Source organism: Chitinophaga nivalis (genome assembly GCF_025989125.1).
GTDB lineage: Bacteria > Bacteroidota > Bacteroidia > Chitinophagales > Chitinophagaceae > Chitinophaga > Chitinophaga nivalis.
The window spans coordinates 2,837,070-2,855,573 of the sequence record NZ_JAPDNR010000001.1; the positions used below are offsets into that span (position 1 = coordinate 2,837,070).

Here is an 18,504-nt window from a genome sequence, read left to right on the forward strand (position 1 = left end):
ATTCACCGGTATATGCCCCAGATGCGTGTTTTCGTATATAGCTTACTGTTATGCTGTATCAGTACCGCTGTTTTACAGCTGTGTTCTTTGGAAACAGTTGCACAGCACAAAAGGAAAAAGGGTAATATCGCTCAGACACGGGACAATAACTTGCCAAATATTGTTGTACTAGCAACCGGTGGTACTATTGCCGGCGCAGGCACTTCGAGTGTCAGCGCCGGCTATACTTCCGGTAAGGTGCCCGTTAATCAGCTGCTGAATGCCGTACCCGAAGCTAAAAAGCTGGCTAACCTCAGCGGCGAACAGATTGCTTCGGTAGGGAGTCAGGCGATGGCAGACAGCATCTGGCTGAAACTGGCCAAACGGGTAAATCAGCTATGCGCCCGCGAAGAGGTGGATGGTATTGTGATTACACACGGTACCGATACCGAAAGTGAAACCGCTTATTTCCTACAGCTCACGGTGAAGAGTATCAAGCCGGTGGTGGTGGTAGGGGCCATGCGTTCGGCTACCGCTATTTCTGCTGACGGACCTAAAAATCTCTATGACGCCATTGCCGTAGCTGCCACCAGAAGTTCGGCTAACCGGGGGGTATTGATTGCCATGAACGAGCAGATTTTTTCTGCCCGGGAAGCCACCAAAACCAATACCACCAGCACAGCTACTTTTCAAAGCCCCAACGCAGGGCCGCTGGGCGTTGTATACGATGGCAAAGTATCGTGGTACCATAGTATTCTCCGGAAACATACCATTGATACGGAATTCGATATTTCCCAGGTTACGGCTTTACCTAAGGTAGATATTCTCTATGGCTATGCCAATATGGATGCTTCCCTGGTAGACTGCCTCCTGAGTGCAGGCACCAAAGGTATTGTGATTGCCGGCGTAGGCAATGGCAACCTGTATCCGACTGTGGCCGTGAAGGTGAGAGAAGCTACCAGTAAGGGTATTCCGGTGGTAAGAGCCTCCCGCACTGCCAGTGGCCGCGTTACCCTGCAGGGCGAAACTGACGACCGGCAGCTGGGCACCGTGGTATCCGACGACCTGGACCCATCCAAAGCACGGGTATTACTGCAACTCGCTTTATTAAAAACAAACAACACTGCCATCATACAGGATATGTTTTTCCGATATTAGTCGTTATCTTCCGGAATAGACATCTTTTCATATGATCTGGATACAGTTTCTAATGCTATTGGCGGCCATCGTAATCGGGGCCCGCATGAAAGGTATCGGGCTGGGGGTGATGGGCATGGTGGTATTGACCGTATACATTTTGCTGTTTCGTATGCGCCCGGCGGATCCGCCGATAGATGTGATGCTGATTATTCTGGCGGTGGTCACCACCGCTGCTACGTTGCAGGCTGCCGGTGGCATGGAGTACCTGGTACGGTTAGCAGAAAAAGTACTGCGCAGCAAACCCTCCCTGATTGTATTACTGGGTCCGCTCGTGACCTATGTATTTACCGTATTTGCCGGCACCGCCCACATTACGTATTCCCTGTTACCCATTATCGCAGAAGTAGCCACCAAAAAACGTATCCGCCCGGAACGGGCCCTCAGTGTTTCGGTGATTGCTTCTCACCTGGGCATTACCGCCAGTCCGATTTCTGCTGCTACGGCAGCGTTGATCAGTATTCTTCATGGTACTATTACTTTACCCGGACTCTTAAAAATATGTATTCCTGCCACCCTGATTGGTATCCTGGCCGGTGTGGCCGTATGCTGGAAAAAAGGCAAGGAGCTGAATGAAGATCCGGTATTTCTGGAGAAGATGAAAGATCCGGCATTTGCCGCCAGTATTGATACCGATACCCGTGCGGCCCGTGCGCCGCTGCCCCGTGGGGCCAAAACATCGGTGGTGATTTTTACTGTAGCGGTCATCCTGATTGTATTGATTGGCTCTTTCCCGCAGTTGCTGCCGGCTTTTGGAGAAGGCAGCAGCAATTTATCGGTGGATGCCAAAGGACATATTAAAATGGCTTCGGTGATAGAGCTGGTGATGCTGGCTGCAGCAGCGATTATTATGTTGTTGTGTAAAACCACGCCAGCGCAGGTAGCCAGTGCCAGTTTGTTTAATGCCGGTGCACAGGCGGTGGTATCTATCTTTGGCGTGGTGTGGATGAGCGCCACTTTTATGCAAACGAATACCGGTGTTATTGAACATGCGTTGGGAGAGATGGTGCGTATGGCGCCCTGGACGTTTTCTATCGCCTTGTTTATCCTGAGTGCGTTGCTCTTTAGCCAGGCGGCTACTACCAAGGCATTGATGCCGTTGGGTGTGACGCTGGGTATTCTGCCTGCACATATGGTGGCCATGTTTCCGGCGGTAAACGGTGACTTCGTATTACCGGGTTATCCTACCTTACTGGCGGCGATCAACTTTGACCGTACGGGCAGTACCTATATCGGGAAGTATCTCGTGAATCACAGCTTTATGGTGCCTGGTCTGGTTAGTATAGGCGTAGCCGTAGCGGCGGGCTTTTTCCTGGCCGGTGTGTTGTAGCAACGATGTTGTTCAACAGATCGGGGCAGCCGGTTGAAAGTATATCACTGGTATCACCTGCGTATACATCTCCCGAAAAAAAATGTAAGCGGTATTATCTGCACAAAAAAAACAAGTATTGCTGTTATAAAAAAGCCCGGGTGTCATCGACGCCCGGGCTTTCTTCGTTTATGTAGTAAGACTAATATTCCTGTTCAAATCTGCCTACACTACCATCATCTCCTATACCTTCCACGACTAAACGAAAACGTTTCGTGAAGTCATTGTTGTAGAATTCTACTGTGGCGGTATGGGTGAGGGTATCCACGGCTACATTCGGACTCCAGTAAAGCGTCAGGCGTTTATCAGGTAATGCATGCACTTCTTTCTTAACGGAGTAGTCCGGTGAATAGAACTGTTTAACAACGCTATAACCGGCTTTCTTATACAGTTTGAAGCCCCGGATGCTGGGATCCGGCGTCTGTGCATTGTCGCCGCCTTTTTTGGTGTATACGGCAATGGCGCCATTGGCGCCGCCGAAGCCACCCAGAAACGGCGGACGGAATACTTTAATCAGCGCGATATCCTGGATGGAGAGGTTGCTGAGCATGCTCACATCAGACTGCATCTCGTTGAGATACAAACCGGGTTTGCCACCCCGCCAGGAGAGCGATGGATTGTTCATATCGCCGGTAATCTGCAGTCCGGCTACTTTGGATTGCAGGTACTGGAAGATGTTAAAGGCAGTAGGTACTTCTTTGGTGAGGTCGAAAGTATACCCATCGCCACCGGCAAACATACCGGAGGTGTATCGTTTTTCGGTCGTTTCTTCCGGCGCTGCTTTTTTCGCGTTTACATTCACCTCTTTCAGGTAAACGGTTTTATTGTTTACGGCGCGGTTTACCTTGTTGCCTTCTGCTGCATTCGCCAGGAACAGTTTCAGGGCGTTGTTGTCTACCGCCGGCGGTATGCGCAGCGGATAAGGCAATTTAACCTGCGTCGGCCTTTCAAAGAAGTGGTTATCTATCCGCACATTGACATCGATACCTTTTCTCACGAGGTCATTGCCCTGGTAATAGATATAGGCGGTGTCGGGGAATACCATGTTCGCCAGGCTGAACTCTCCTTTTTCATTGATAGGGGCAGAGGCAAACATGGAAGAGCTGTCGGCGGGCAGTTTGATGATCATATCCAGCTTACCGCCCTGCATCAGCCGGCCGTTGGGCATGGTGGCAGTACCTTTCATCAGCAGGCCCTGTTCGTACGGGAATTTGACAGTAGGAAATTCGTCGTTGACGATTTTCTCCCAGCTGAAACGCCGCCAGCCGTTGGTCATCATCACCAGGTCCAATGCCTGCAGGGTAGCTGCAGAATCGTTCCGGAAATACCAGGCCGGGTTGTATACATATCCTTTGATATCGGAGGTGAGCAGGAAGGTAGATACGATGCTGTTGACATTTTTATCCACCGGCACCGCATCCGCATCGGTAACGGCAACGGATATACTGGTTTGCAGGGTATCCGGCAGCCGCAGTACAAACGTATTCTTTTTGCGGGGTTCCTTATGGGTATCCGACTCCAATACGTCAATCTGCATCAGGTCGTTGCGGTGTACAAAGGTGAGTCGTTCAGACAGCGGCAGTCCGTTTTTGGCAAACAGGGTTACCTGCAGAATGCCGGAAGGGAGCTTGTCTGCCGGAATGAAGCCACTGATACGGCCTTCGCTGATGTCCAGCAGGGCTTTGTATACCAGTTGCTGTCCCATCTGGGCTACTACCACCAGTTCATTCAGGGCAGTGTCGCTGGCGTTGGCCGGTACGGCCTGATAAAAGATGCGGCTGCCTTTATTGAATATTTTCAGGGACGCGCCGGTGAGCTGGGCGGCAGGCAGGGCCACTGTTTTGGTCTGGCCTTTACTGCTTTTTACCACAGCCTGGTAGCTGTCCTGGGCGTTGGCAGGGGTAATTTCAAATACGCCCATCCCATCGTGTATACTTTTGATGGTGCCGCTATTGGCGCCTTTTCCGTTTTTCACCACACCGGTGACTTCAATGGGGTAGCCATTGTTGTCGATGGCTTTGAAGGCCACCTGGTTGGCTTGTCCGGCAATAAGGTTACCTCCTTCCGGGAAAAACTGTATGGCGAAGTCGGGGGCCGTGGTATCGGCTACCGGGGCTGCCTTTTTAGCCGGGTCAAAGATTTCGATGGAGCGGGAGTAACTGAAGGCGGGGTCGAAGTTGAGCATCCAGGCGGTGTAGGCACGGAGCTGGTATACGCCTGGTTTCTGCGTTTCCGGCAGCTCTATGTTACCAGGAGCGCCGGCATTGCTGATGGCCAGGATCTTCTTCTGTACCACGTTGTTATTCTTATCCAGTAATTCCACATATAGATTGGTGGCCTGGATGGCTGGTCCGCCCTGGAGGGTAATGTATCCCTTGAACCAGATGGTTTCCCCGGCTGCGTAGTAGTCTTTATCCAGGTGGAGGTAAACTTTTTCTACGGGAAACCGGTTATTGAATTGTTGTATTGCTTTTACAATGCGGTCAGACCAATGGCCGGGTGGTTGCAAAACAGCCAGCGTACTCATTGCTCCGGTCAGCAGCGCAGCAGGAATCATCCATTTCAGGTGATGTCTCTTTTTCTTCAGGTGCGGGTGCATGAAATATGATTTGAGCCAATATAATAATTGTCAAATTTATAAACTTCAAAAGATTAAAACGATAAGATTACGGCAGGTTTGTTATTATTGCGTGTTCAAGCAATGGTTTTAACAAGATTTTAATGAGTGCAGTCAATAAACGATTAGTGGTGGCCGGCGGTGGTGCTGCCGGATTCTTCTGTGCTGTCAATGCAGCGCGTTTGTGTCCGGAGCTGGAGGTGATCCTGCTGGAAAAAACTACCAAGCTGTTGTCGAAGGTAAAAGTGAGTGGTGGCGGGCGTTGTAATGTGACCCACCACGCACCGGATATTGCGTATATGTCTAAGCGTTATCCCCGGGGACAACATTTTGTGAAGAAAAGCTTTTCCCGGTTTTTTGTGCCGGATACGATTGAATGGTTTGCAGAGAGAGGGGTGAAACTGAAAGCAGAACCCGATGGGCGGATGTTTCCGGTAACAGACAACTCACAGACCATCATCGATTGCCTGTTGCGGGAAGCCGATAAATACCGGGTGGCCGTAGAAACAGGTAAAGAAGTAAAGACCTTTAAAAAATCTGGCAACGGCCGTTGGCAGCTGGAATTGCAGGACGGTAAGACCTTACAGGCAGATTACCTGTGTATTGCCGCCGGTGGATTTGCACAACCGGATAAATTTGCGTGGTTAGCCCAATCGGGCCACCAGATTATACCGCCTGCGCCGTCGCTGTTTACCTTTAACATGCCGGGGAATCCTATTACCTCGCTGATGGGCGTGGCTACCGAAGCACATGTGAAAATAGCCGGTACCAAATTACAGGAGCAAGGCCCGCTGCTGATTACCCATTGGGGGATGAGCGGTCCGGCAGTATTGCGCCTGTCGGCCTGGGGCGCCCGGGAGCTGCAGCAGCTGCAATATACCTTTACGGCGATTGTGAACTGGCTGCCTGGCTATAATGAAAATACCCTGCGCGACGAGTGGCAGCAACTACGCTTCGATCTGGGCAAGCAGAAATTACATAATAAAAATCCGTTTAACCTGGTACAGCGACTGTGGCAGTTTCTCCTGCAGCAGGCGGGTGTACCGGAAGAAATGCGCTGGGCAGACCTGCCGGCCAAAGACCAGAACCGCCTGCTGAAACTGTTGGTGAGCATGGAGTTTCCGGTAAAGGGCAAGACTACTTTCAAAGAAGAATTTGTTACCTGTGGCGGTGTGGCGCTGAGTGAAATTGCTCCGGAAACGATGGAGAGCCGGCTGGTACCGGACCTGTATTTCGCCGGTGAAGTGATGGATGTAGATGGTATTACCGGTGGTTTCAATTTCCAGCATGCCTGGACGAGTGGCTTTGTAGCGGCGCAAAGTATTGCCGCCAAAGTATAGTATAAAAAGTGATCCGGTTACCCCGCTTTAGCAGCGGGGCGTAACCGGATCTGTTATGATGCGTCGTTATTTTTATTTCGCGTGTGCTGGCATATCTACCTTCACCCCAAGCCCACTGGCAATACTCATGCCCAGCTGGATATCTGCCCGGAAGAAATGGCATAGCTGCCGGTTGATAATCTCGTCTTTTTTAGGACCACTGATACCAGACATCGCGCCCACGATATTGTGGATGGCATCCCGTTTTTCTTCTGGTGTCAGCAGGCGGAAAAGGTTGCCGGGTTGTGTATAGTGATCATCTTCTCCTGGTGCATTGCGATCGTACCAGTCGGCGAAAAGACCGTCCAGTTCCTGGCCGGGCGCCTTGTAGGCCGGATCGGGTACAATGTTATCGAAGCTGTTGGGGAAGTAGTTGGGTGCGCTGCCCTGGTTGCCGTCCAGGCGCATGGCGCCATCCCGCTCGTAGTTGTTGACTGCAAACGGACAACGGTTGACCGGCAGCTGTTCGTAGTTGACACCCAGGCGGTAGCGGTGTGCATCCGGATAGGAGAGCAAACGGCCCTGCAACATTTTATCCGGTGAATAACCGATACCATCTACCACATGTGCCGGTGCAAAGGCGGCTTGTTCCACATCTGCAAAATAGTTACGCGGAATTTCATTCAGTTCCATCACACCTACTTCGATCAGCGGATAATCGGCATGCGGCCATACTTTGGTGAGGTCGAAGGGATTCCAGCGATAGGTTTTAGCTTCGGCTTCGGGCATGACCTGTATTTTCAACGTCCAGCGGGGGAAGTCTTTGCGGTCAATGGCTTCCACGAGGTCGCGCTGTGCGTGGTCCGGATCTTTTCCTTTCATTTCCACGGCTTCCGCATCGGTGAAGTTTTCGATGCCTTGCTGGGTGATGAAATGGAATTTCACATAGAAGCGTTCATTGGCGGCATTGAGGAAAGAGAAGGTATGGCTGCCGAATCCGTGCATGTGGCGGTAGCTGCGGGGCGTACCACGGTTACTCATCAACGTCATCACCTGGTGGAGGCTTTCCGGATTGAGGCTCCAGAAATCCCACATCATGGTCGGACTTTTACAGTTGGTGCGCGGATCACGTTTCTGGGTGTGAATGAAATCACTGAATTTTTTCGGATCCTTGATGAAGAATACTGGTGTGTTGTTACCTACCAGGTCCCAGTTACCATCTTCTGTATAGAATTTCAGGGCAAAGCCACGTGGGTCACGTTCTGCATCTGCAGACCCTTTTTCGCCGCCTACGGTGGAGAAGCGTGCCATCATGCGTGTTTGCTTGCCTATTTTGTTAAAGATCTTTGCTTTGGTGTAGGCTGTGATGTCGTGGGTAACCGTAAAAGTACCGTAGGCACCTGTACCTTTTGCATGCACCACTCTTTCAGGAATCCTTTCCCGGTTGAAGTGGGCCATTTTTTCGTGCAGGATAAAGTCCTGTAACAGGATGGGGCCACGTGGACCAGCTGTCATGGAGTTTTCATGTTCAACGTAGGGGATGCCGGAGGCGGTGGTGAGCTTCTTCTTTTCTTCAGCCATAAGGTTAAATTTTTGTCGTAATGAAATAAGAATAGTCAGGTGTTGTACTTATTCGGAAGTCCTTATTGCCGCCATTTGACCAGGGGCTTTTTTGTGCTACCGAATATAACAAAAGTAGGGGAGTTGATCTATAGAGGAAAATTATTCTTTTTATTTAGATATAGACGTATTCTATTTGGTTGGTAGCGGATAAAAAAGAAGGGCAGATAGATACACCGACCCGGATAACAGCCAGCAGTATGCTTTCTGTAGATCCGGGCCGGTCAGTTATTTTGATGTAGTGGTTACAGTTTCAGGTAGTGTACGCCGGGTTCATAGTCTTTTTCCAGTGCCAGCAGCAGGTTGTCGAAGTCTTTGGGTTGCCGGATAAAATCCACTTTGGTCATATCCACCATGAGGGTACGTACGGGGTGTTGTTTGATATATTGCATGTACATATCCTGTACGCTTTGCAGGTATTCGTCCTGGATCTGTTGTTCATAGGAGCGGTTGCGGTGGCGGATATTTTCCTGGAGTTTGGGTACTGGTGCATGCAGGAAAATCAACAGTTCCGGCTGCACCAGCTGCGGATTGATGATGTCAAACAGTTTCTGATAAAGGGAATATTCTTCTTCCGGCAGGTTGATTTTTGCAAACAGCAGACTTTTGGTAAACAGGTAATCGGAGATGATTGTTTCCCGGAACAGGTCCTGGGACTGCAGCATCTCTTTTAGCTGTTTATATCTTTCCGCCATAAAAAACAACTCCAGCGGAAAAGCATATTGTTGTGGTTTATCATAGAAAAGCGGTAAAAAAGGGTTGTCAGCAAACTCTTCCAAAATAAGTTTTCCTGAAAAATGTTTGGCCAGCATATTCGCCAGCGTGGTTTTGCCGGCGCCTATATTCCCTTCTACCGTAATAAATTTATAATTCATCTATTTTATTTTAGCATCCGCTGTTGCCGCATTGGGTACAGGATTGACAGGCTATCTTTTTAAAAAATATACCAGCTATCCTGTTGTCACTGCACCAGGGTGTCTTTCATGTATCGTTATTTGCTATAATCGTTCTGCCGGTAACAGATCCTGACAGCTGCGTTGCAGTTCGCTGACGGTTTTATGCAACACGGGGTGCATATAATCCGGTATGATTTCCGCGAGCGGTACCAGTACAAACTGCCGGAGATGCATCCGCGGATGTGGAATCTTTAAAGCAGGGAGGGAGATCACCTCGTCATTAAAAAATATCATATCGATATCAATAATACGGGAACCCCATTTCTCCTGGCGCGTGCGTCCTATTTTACGTTCTGTTTCCAACAGTGTATGCAGCAGCGTTAGGGCATCCATCTGTGTATGGAGTACCACGCCCTGATTCAGGTAATCCGGTTGATCCACTACGCCCCACGGAGCGGTCTGGTATAAGGCGGAGACTTTTATAATTTCTCCGGCGGTTTCCGCGAGCGCTGCTACGGCTTGCTGCAGGTTTGCAGTGCGGTCACCCAAATTGCCACCTATAAGTAATATTGCTGTATTCATGTATAATTCAGGGCCCAAAAGTAGCCATATTCCTTATTTTTGAAAAAATGTATCTTTCCACCTCAGTTTATCTTAACAAAAAAGTATGCGTTTCTTTAAAGTTTTCTTTGCCGCGTTACTGGCATTTATCGTTTTTACGGGGCTTTGCATCTTCTTCCTCATCATACTTATCGGAAAGGCAGTTACCTCCGAAAAGGTGACGTTATCCCCCAATGGCGTATTAGTACTGGAAACCAGTCAACCCTACCAGGAACAGAAACTGGTAAACCCCTTAGCTAATTTTTTACCGGATGAAGAAGGTGAAGTACCTGGCTTATACCAAACCGTAAGGTTGATTGACTATGCAGCCTACGATGATAATATTAAAGGCATTTACCTGAAAACAGACAATAATGCCAACGGTTTTGCCAGCAATGAAGAAATCCGGAATGCCCTGATCCGCTTCAAAAAAGGTGGGAAATTCATCTATGCCTATGGCGAAGTCATGACACAGCAGGCGTATTACCTGGCCAGCGTGGCAGACAAGGTATACCTCAATCCCAAAGGCGGATTGGATTTCACCGGTTTCTCCATGCAGCTCACCTTCCTGAAAGGGGCGCTGGATAAACTGGAAATAGAACCGGAAATATTCTATGCCGGCAGATTCAAAAGTGCCACCGAACCATTGCGGGAAACCAAAATGACGGATGCCAACCGCCAGCAAACTACCCAGTTCCTGGGTGAACTGTATGGTAATTTCCTCACAGGTATCAGCAACGCCCGCCACATTGATACGGCTACTTTACATGGTTATGCCAACGAAAACCTGATCCAGGAGTCGGCAGATGCCCTGAAATACAAGCTGGTAGATGGTTTGAAGTATGATGATGAAGTGGTGGCCGAACTGAAAAGCAAAACCGGCATCAAAGCAGAAGATAAACTGAACCTGGTAAGTTTAGGTAAATACAACAGCGGCACCGATATCAGCAATGGCACCAATGCGAATAAAATCGCGCTGATCTATGCCTCCGGCGATATCATCTCCGGCGAATCTGACCGGAAAAATACCATTGCCAGCGACAACTATATTGCCGAAATCCGCAAGGCCCGGGAAGATAAAAATGTAAAAGCCATCCTGCTCCGCGTGAATTCCGGTGGTGGCAGCGCCCTCGCCTCCGAACAGATCTGGCGGGAGCTGGCCCTGGCTAAAAAAATTAAACCGGTAGTGGTGTCCATGGGCGACTATGCGGCTTCCGGCGGTTATTACATCGCCTGCATGGCCGATAGCATCTTTGCCCAACCTAATACCTTAACCGGTTCTATCGGGGTATTTGGTATGATGTTTAACCTGAAAGGCTTCTTCAACAATAAGCTGGGGGTGACCTTCGATGGCGTGAAAACAGCAGAATATGCCGACCTGGGTGGTATCAACCGGCCCCTAAATCCGGCAGAGAAGCGTTTTGTCCAGAATGGTATCGACAGCACCTATGCGGCGTTTAAATCCCGTGTGGTAGCTGGCAGAAAACTGGATCCTGCCGTGGTAGACAGCATTGCCCAGGGCCACGTATGGAGTGGTACCGAAGCAAAGAAAATTGGCCTGGTAGACCGGATCGGTGGTATCGATGATGCCCTCGACTGCGCTGCACGCCTGGCTAAATTATCTACCTACCGCCTGGCAGAATACCCGGAAGTAAAGGAAAACCTCAGCAGACTGATGAAAAATCTGGGTGATAATGTGAGCACCCGCATCGTGAAAAAAGAACTGGGCATCAATTATGACCTGTTCCAACAGCTGAAAGAAGTACAGTCCATGCATGGCCAGATACAGGCTAAACTGCCGTTTATCTATAAATTCTAGCCTGCACTACAGATACCGAATTACGAATTAAGTAGTACACATCCGGACGGAAGATGATCCGCAATTATCTTCTCTCCCATGGGTAATGCTTAATTCGTAATTTTTTTATAGTAGTTTTACCCGGTTTTTTAAAAAATTGGAGATCAATGAACGGAGTTAAGTACAGTCAGTGGAGAGCGATGCTGGCAATTACGAAAGGAAGTCTGAGAGGTATATTCCGGAGTCCTTCCGCCGTGGTGTTCAGCCTGGGTTTTCCGCTGGTATTTATCCTGGTGTTTGGATTTATAGGAGGAGGCAGCGTATCTGTGAAAGTGGGCGTAGACCGGCATACAGATATCAACAGTACTTTTTATAAGGAGCTGGCGCAGGCAGGTACCATTAAACTGGTCACCGACCAGTCGGCCGAAGCCATGGAAGATGATCTGCGAAAAGGCCGTATTACCGCTATCCTGAATATCGTGCCCCGGCAGGGTACCGAACTGGTGCCGGCTTTCGATGTACATATTAAAACATCCACGGCTACGGATGTCAGCAAAAAAGGCATCCTGTTTTCCGTATTAAAGAATGTCACGGGTATGCTGGATACCAAAGCCTATCCACGGCCATCGGTAGCCACCCTGATTCCCGAAGAAGTGCCGGGCCGGATGTTTAAAACCATCGACTTTATATTACCCGGTCAGCTGGGGTTTGCGCTCATGAGTGCGGCCGTATTTGGTACCGCCTTCCTGTTCTACAGCCTGCGGCAGACATTAGTCCTGAAACGTTTCTTTGCCACGCCTATCAAGCGCCTCTATATTGTACTGGCAGAAGCTTGCAGCCGGATGATCTTTCAGCTGATCAGCTCTGTGGTGATCATTGGCCTGGGGCATTTTGCCTTTGGCTTTACCCTGGTGCATGGCTGGGTGACTTTCCTGGAGATGCTGGTATTGTCTGTTTTCGGCTTGCTGGTATTTATGGGCTTCGGGTTTGTGGTGAGCAGCCTGGCCAAAAATGAGAGTACCATTCCGCCTTTAGCCAATATTGTTACCCTGCCGCAGTTTCTGCTGGCGGGTACCTTTTTCCCGATCGACTCTTTCCCTAACTGGTTACAACCCATTTGTAAGATCATGCCGCTGACCTATCTGATTGATGCCCTGCGTAAAGTGGCCTTTGAAGGGCTGCACCTGTGGCATGTAGGCTGGGATCTGGCGATACTAACTATCTGGGGCATAGTCGTGTATGCGGTAGCCGTGAAAGTATTCCGCTGGGAGTAGCCGGGTTTTAGTAGCTTTGTGCTACCTAAAATCCTGACAGATGCAAGCCTTTTTTATTATTCTGGGGGCGTTGATTGTACTGGTGCTGGGACTTTTCATATTCAGTTTATTCCTCTCCCCGGTGGTTAAGGTAGAACGATCCCTGGTTATACCTGCTCCGGCAACCACCATATTTCCTTTGATCAATGTGGTGCACAACTGGGAACAGTGGTCGCCGTGGCAAGCGCTGGATCCTGCCGTGAAGATTACCTACGGCGAAAAAGAGAGTGGCGCTGGCGCCGGTTACAGCTGGGAAAGTAACCACCGTAACCTTGGTAAAGGTAACCTGTCGATCACCGAATCGCGGCCCGACCAATATATTGCCACTACCACTGACTTTATGCAAATGGGTGTAGCAAAAGGCTACTTCCGCCTGGATACGGTAGCCGGTGGTACCCTGGTCACCTGGGGTATGACCTGCGATATGGGACAACACCCCCTGCGGAAAGTCATGGGACTGATGATGGATAAATGGGTGGGGGATGATTTTGAAAAAGGACTGGGCAATCTGAAAAGGATCGTGGCCCGGTAAAGCCTGATCAGATCAGGGATATAGGAAGATGATCCCCTTATCTGCCAAAAAAAAACTTGTAATTATTCAATATGCGATTTGTTAAGTTATTGTCGATCAGTGCCTTCATTTTTGGTGGCCTGATTTTTTTATTATCCCTGATTTTTCCTTCCACTGCCGTGGTGGAACGTACCGGTGTGATACAGGCGCCGGTAGATTCGGTATATAAGCATATCAACAACCTGCGGGAGTGGGAAAGCTGGAATCCCTGGACCCGGCCGGATACTACGGCTACGCTGGTGTATGCCGCTAATCCGGTGGGCGTAGGCGCCTGGTACAGTTGGGAAGGGCAACTGAATAAAGGAAAAGTAACGATTACCGGCAGCGACCGGGATAAAGGCGTACACTATACCATGGATATACAACATATGCGGCCGGTAAAAGGCGGCATTGAAGTAAAAGCGACGGTCGACGGCAAAGCCACTGCTATCTTCTGGCATATGGAAATAAAACTGGGCCTCGCCCCGTGGTGGAAATTGCGGGGATTTTTGTCGGACCGGATCTACGGACCTTCCATGGATCAGGGCCTGACGGAGCTGAGCCGGATTTGTGAAAAACGTTAACAGCTATCATGTAATTATTTTACCACTGGTCCTTTTCCAACGGCTTCCATATTTTTTTAGATTTAATTTGTTTGACAAATCTGATATATCTTCTATTTCAGCAACCACTTAAATCTATCAAATGAAACGTTTCTTATTGGCTATGTTATTCCTGGCATTCGCAGGCCTGGGATTTGCGCAGGAAAAAGCGCCTAAAAGCCCACGCGTAACTGTAGAAAACAAAGCTGTTAAAATCTCCTATGGCCAGCCTTCCAAAAGAGGCCGTGTCATTTTTGGTACCCTGGAATCTTTTGGTAAAGTATGGCGTACCGGCGCCAACGAGGCTACTGAAATCACCTTCAACAAAGACGTGGTATTTGGTGGTAAACCCGTAAAAGCAGGTACCTACACCTTATTCACGATTCCGGATCCTAAAACCTGGACCGTTATCCTGAACACTTCCCATGGTTTATGGGGTGCTTATGACTACGATAAAGTAAAAGATAAAGATGTGGTGAACATCCAGGTACCGCGCGAAGCGCTGAGCAAACCGGTAGAAAAACTGACTTTCACCCTACCAGCGAATGCGGTAGTATTTGAGTGGGACGATACGAAATTCACAGTGCCTGTGAAATAATCACAGCCTGGTATAAAAGAGAAAGGGAGTAGCGGGTGCTGCTCCCTTTCTCTTTTTTATGATGTCTGTAGCTGTACGAGTAAGGTACGGATACTGTCGTATACCTGTTCCAGCTGTTCGTCTGTGATACAGTAGGGTGGCAGGATGTATAAGGTATTACCCAACGGACGCAGCATAATACGCCGGGCTTTAAAGAAGCGGTGTAATTCATCTGCCAGGTTATTCGTATAACCATCTGCGTTAGGTGTTGTGATTTCAAACGCTAAAATGGTACCCAGCAGGCGGGCATTTTTAATGAGGGGAGATGCCTGTAATGTTTCCAGGAAACGGGTATGTAGGCCATTGATCCGGGTACGATTGGTTTTACAGGCCGGATCTGTGAACAGGTCCAGACTGGCCAACGCCACGCTGCAAGCCAGCGGATTGGCCGTAAAGGAATGCCCGTGAAATAGCGTTTTTAGCTTGTCGTTGGACAAAAAAGCATCGTAGATGGCAGCAGTGCAGGTAGTGATACCCAGCGCCATAGATCCGCCCGTAAGCCCTTTGGAGAGGCATATCATATCCGGTTGTACGGATACCTGCTCCATCGCAAAGTTGGTTCCGGTTCTGCCGAAGCCGGTCATCACTTCATCGGCAATCAGTAAAATATCTTTGGCCCTACAGTATTGCAGCAGCTGTTCGAAGCCGGCACGATCGTACATGATCATACCGCCGGCGCCCTGCAGCAGCGGTTCAAAAATAAAGGCCGCTATCTGCTCTGTTTGCAGGGCTTCAATATGTGCCATGATATCCGTTACGTTATCGGGAGTTGGTACATCCAGGAAATGTACTTCGAAGAGGAAGTCATCGAACACCCGGGTGAACACACTGCGCTGGCTAACGCTCATGGCGCCGAAAGTATCGCCGTGATAGGCATTTTTAAAGGCCAGTATTTTCTGTTTGCGCAGGCCTTTGTTATCCCAGTATTGAAGCGCCATTTTCAGGGCTACTTCCACGGCGGTAGAACCATTGTCGGAATAAAACACGCGGCGCTGGCCGGCCGGTAAAATTTGTAAGAGTCTTTCCGCCAGGTTCACGGCCGGTGGATGGGTATAGCCGGCAAAAATGCAATGTTGCAGCTGCAGTGCCTGAGCGGCCAGCTGCTGCGCAATATGCGGATGCGCATGCCCGTGAATATTTACCCACCAGCTGGAGGTAGCATCTATATAGCTGTTATTATCTTCATCAAAAAGAAGGGCGCCTTCACCACGAACAATACCAATTGGAGCGGGAGCCGTCTGCATCTGTGTGTACGGATGCCAGATGACCTCCTGGTCGCGGGCCGACAGGGAAGATGTTTGCATAGTTAGAATCATTTAGCCGCGGCGAAGGTACAACGGAATCATTTACCGGCTGTATTTGAGCAGGACCTTATACAGGTCTTCCGCTGCATAGGGTTTAGGCAGCATATCCTTTACCTGTAGTGCCGCAAGGCGTTCGCTCACCTCGGGCATAATGTCGGCGGTAAGTACAATGATAAAAGCATGCGGCTGCATGATTTTGATGTGGGGGATGGTTTCATAGCCATTCATTTCCGGCATATGCAGGTCCAGGATGATCCCATCAAAAGATTGCTCCAGCATTTTTTGCAAGGCCTGTTTGCCGTTGGTAGCGATGGTGAGGGTAGCACCGGATTTCTTGAGCTGTAGCTGCAGTACTTTGATGTTGATGGCATTATCTTCCACAATCAGTAACTGCATGCCTTCCAGGAAATCGGGCTCCAGGTCGTTGGTAGGATCATATAATACATGTTGCTGCTCCGGCATGGAGAAGCCGATGGTGAAACGGAAAGTAGCGCCGGCGCCTTTCTGACTCTCGAGGAAAATATGTCCCTTGTGCAGCTCCACCAGTTTGCGGGTGATGGCGAGTCCCAGCCCGGTGCCGCCATGGTGACGGGTAGTAGCCGCATCTTCCTGTACAAAGGTGTCGAATATCTTTTCGTGCATATGCGGTGCGATGCCAATACCGGTATCCTTGATGAGGAAACAGATCCGGCATTTGCCGCCCAGATAACCCTCCAGGTGCGCTTCCAGACTAACGGAGCCTTCATACGTGAATTTAATGGCGTTGTTCACCAGGTTACTCACCATTTGAGCCAGCCGTACCGGATCGCCCAGCAGTTGTTCCGGCAGTTCGCGGTCGATAGCCGTATACAGTTTGATATTTTTCGCCTTAGCCAGTGGCTGGTAGTTGCGGGCAATATCATCCAGCAGGGCATGCGGATTAAAAGGAATGTTTTCCAGTTCCACTTTGCCGGTTTCGATCTTGCTGAAATCCAGTATATCGTTGATAAGGCCCAGCAGGTGATGGGCGGAGAACTGCAGGCTGTGAATGGCTTCCGCATGTTCCGGCTGCCGGCTTTCTGCCAGTAAGCCGGAGATGCCTACGATGGCATTGAGCGGCGTACGTATTTCGTGGCTCATCACAGATAAAAATTCACTGCGTGCCCGCGCGGCTTTTTCGGCGGAGTCTTTGGCATCGAGTAGTTCCAGCTCCGTGAGTTTTTTGAAACTGATGTCCATGATGATGCCCCGGAAATGCGTCAGCTTGCCCAGGCTGTTGTACACCGGTTGCCCTAAGGTGCGCACCCAGGATCTTTTGCCTTTGGCAGAAATTTGCCGGAGTTCCAGGTCATACTCCATCTCTTCTTCCAGTAGCTTTTTGCGGGCCAAAATAAAACGGGGCCGGTCATCCGGATGATAGAAGCTGGCGGAGGAATCGAAGGTGATAGGAAAGTGGCGGGGCACTTCCCGTAAAGCATACACTTCGTCTGTCCAGTATAGTTCGCCGGTATTGATATTAAATTCCCAGCCGCCCATTTTACCCATCTGCTGACTGATGTTGAGCAGGTTATTGGCGCGCAGGTATTCGGATTGTGTTTGCAGGAGTTTATTGTCTTTGCGTTTTCTTTCCGTAATGTTCCGGATGAGGAGCAGCAGGCGTTTGGGGGAGGAAGGCTTCCCTTTGATCAGGCTCATTTTCAGGCCATACCATTGCGCGATGTTCTGCCGGATGTCGGGGTATTCATATTCCTGCGGGGCGCCGGACAACAATACCGCATCGGCCAGGCGGTTGAAGGCCTGTGCATGTTCTCCCATGACGGCGGAAATAGGTTGACCGATTACCTGTTCTTTGGGCCGGAACAGGAGGCTTTCCTGGTTACACCATACTTTGGTGAAACATTTATTTTCATCCATCTCAAACACAATATCATCGAGGGTACTGATCAGGGCATCCAGTTCCTGGGTGAGCTGCGTATTTAACCGTTCCATCTTCCGTTGTTCCTGCTCTTTCTGGCGGGTATGCAGGAAGATGCCCCAGGTTTGTAACAGCGGTTGTAAGCCAGCGATCATCTCCGGCGGATAACCACCGGGTCTGTTGGCGATGCCAATCATACCGGTGAGTTGCTGCTGATAGGTAATGGGTAACCCCAGCAATGTTTGTATCGGCGGATGATCAGGTGGTAGTCCGCCATGGCGGGTATCGGTCACGGGTTCATTATTGATCTGGGCTTCGCCACTGAGGATGACTTGTCCGAACAGGGGATGCAATTCCGTTAGTTGCAGCACCGGTGTTTGCAGTAGCGTGTAAGGTGGAGTGGTTGCCTGCCCGGTAGCCGGCGTAATGGCCAGGGTACGGAGATAGGGCAGGAGATGATGCTCCCGGACTACTTCACCGAAGATACCAATACTACTATTGGTAAGTGCCAGTATATCTGCCAGGCAATGTTCAAAAGCGGCCTGTATATGTTGACAGGCATCAAAGTCCTGGTGCATCCGGCAAAGGATGGCCAGTATTTTTTGCTGGAAGTCGACCTGCCCGGATAACAGGCGCCATTCCTCAGACGTGCCGGGCTTTTCGGGCGTCGTTGTTTCATCAGCGGGAATAATGCCAGGGGGTGTAACCAGCATGGGAATGAAAATTAAGGAGTAAAAATTACGAAATAATGAACAGATATCCACGAAGTGGTATGGCTTTTTATCTGTTCATTATCTTGTCTTTTACGA

14 protein-coding genes are annotated in these 18,504 nt (G+C 49.7%); 8 read left to right on the forward strand and 6 right to left on the reverse strand.

Features of this window, described 5'->3' with window-relative positions; translation table 11 throughout:
* Positions 1–21 precede the first annotated feature (21 nt).
* On the forward strand, positions 22–1,137 hold the full coding sequence (locus OL444_RS11600; protein WP_264735309.1) for a type II asparaginase: 1,116 nt from the start codon (positions 22–24) through the stop codon (positions 1,135–1,137).
* 31 nt (positions 1,138–1,168) lie between these two features.
* Complete coding sequence (locus tag OL444_RS11605) at positions 1,169–2,506, forward strand: anaerobic C4-dicarboxylate transporter family protein (protein ID WP_264733038.1); 1,338 nt, start codon at positions 1,169–1,171, stop codon at positions 2,504–2,506.
* A gap of 181 nt (positions 2,507–2,687) precedes the next feature.
* On the opposite strand, the gene OL444_RS11610 is transcribed toward OL444_RS11605, so the two are convergent.
* The gene (locus OL444_RS11610; protein WP_264733037.1) at positions 2,688–5,144 is read right to left on the reverse strand and encodes an MG2 domain-containing protein; all 2,457 of its coding nucleotides are present in this window, start codon (positions 5,142–5,144) and stop codon (positions 2,688–2,690) included.
* 122 nt (positions 5,145–5,266) lie between these two features.
* On the opposite strand from OL444_RS11610, the gene OL444_RS11615 reads away from it, so the two are divergent.
* Positions 5,267–6,502, forward strand: a complete 1,236-nt coding sequence (locus OL444_RS11615; protein WP_264733036.1) for a BaiN/RdsA family NAD(P)/FAD-dependent oxidoreductase — start codon at positions 5,267–5,269, stop codon at positions 6,500–6,502.
* A 72-nt stretch (positions 6,503–6,574) separates the two neighbouring features.
* On the opposite strand, the gene OL444_RS11620 is transcribed toward OL444_RS11615, so the two are convergent.
* The 3 genes from OL444_RS11620 to folK all read right to left on the reverse strand — a co-directional run bounded on the left by OL444_RS11620 (position 6,575) and on the right by folK (position 9,579).
* Positions 6,575–8,062, reverse strand: a complete 1,488-nt coding sequence (locus OL444_RS11620; RefSeq protein ID WP_264733035.1) for a catalase — start codon at positions 8,060–8,062, stop codon at positions 6,575–6,577.
* Positions 8,063–8,346: 284 nt separating this feature from the next.
* Complete coding sequence (locus OL444_RS11625) at positions 8,347–8,976, reverse strand: deoxynucleoside kinase (RefSeq protein WP_264733034.1); 630 nt, start codon at positions 8,974–8,976, stop codon at positions 8,347–8,349.
* 123 nt (positions 8,977–9,099) lie between these two features.
* Complete coding sequence (gene folK, locus OL444_RS11630; protein ID WP_264733033.1) at positions 9,100–9,579, reverse strand: 2-amino-4-hydroxy-6-hydroxymethyldihydropteridine diphosphokinase; 480 nt, start codon at positions 9,577–9,579, stop codon at positions 9,100–9,102.
* An 85-nt stretch (positions 9,580–9,664) separates the two neighbouring features.
* Here folK and sppA point away from each other — a divergent pair, with 85 nt between their 5' ends.
* The 5 genes from sppA to OL444_RS11655 all read left to right on the forward strand — a co-directional run bounded on the left by sppA (position 9,665) and on the right by OL444_RS11655 (position 14,458).
* Positions 9,665–11,416 carry a signal peptide peptidase SppA gene (gene sppA, locus OL444_RS11635; protein ID WP_264733032.1) on the forward strand — a complete coding sequence of 584 codons (1,752 nt, stop codon included), beginning with the start codon at positions 9,665–9,667 and terminating at the stop codon, positions 11,414–11,416.
* 146 nt (positions 11,417–11,562) lie between these two features.
* Positions 11,563–12,669 (forward strand): ABC transporter permease, encoded by a 1,107-nt coding sequence (locus OL444_RS11640; RefSeq protein ID WP_264733031.1) that lies wholly within the window; start codon positions 11,563–11,565, stop codon positions 12,667–12,669.
* A 40-nt stretch (positions 12,670–12,709) separates the two neighbouring features.
* Positions 12,710–13,240 (forward strand): SRPBCC family protein, encoded by a 531-nt coding sequence (locus OL444_RS11645; RefSeq protein ID WP_264733030.1) that lies wholly within the window; start codon positions 12,710–12,712, stop codon positions 13,238–13,240.
* Positions 13,241–13,311: 71 nt separating this feature from the next.
* Positions 13,312–13,842, forward strand: coding sequence for an SRPBCC family protein (locus OL444_RS11650; RefSeq protein ID WP_264733029.1), 531 nt, complete (start codon positions 13,312–13,314; stop codon positions 13,840–13,842).
* Positions 13,843–13,963: 121 nt separating this feature from the next.
* On the forward strand, positions 13,964–14,458 hold the full coding sequence (locus OL444_RS11655) for a DUF2911 domain-containing protein (protein ID WP_264733028.1): 495 nt from the start codon (positions 13,964–13,966) through the stop codon (positions 14,456–14,458).
* A gap of 56 nt (positions 14,459–14,514) precedes the next feature.
* On the opposite strand, the gene bioA is transcribed toward OL444_RS11655, so the two are convergent.
* Both bioA and OL444_RS11665 read right to left on the reverse strand, forming a co-directional pair.
* Positions 14,515–15,801 carry an adenosylmethionine--8-amino-7-oxononanoate transaminase gene (gene bioA, locus OL444_RS11660; RefSeq protein ID WP_264733027.1) on the reverse strand — a complete coding sequence of 429 codons (1,287 nt, stop codon included), beginning with the start codon at positions 15,799–15,801 and terminating at the stop codon, positions 14,515–14,517.
* Between the two features lie 42 nt (positions 15,802–15,843).
* The gene (locus OL444_RS11665) at positions 15,844–18,408 is read right to left on the reverse strand and encodes an ATP-binding protein (RefSeq protein WP_264733026.1); all 2,565 of its coding nucleotides are present in this window, start codon (positions 18,406–18,408) and stop codon (positions 15,844–15,846) included.
* Positions 18,409–18,504: the final 96 nt, after the last annotated feature.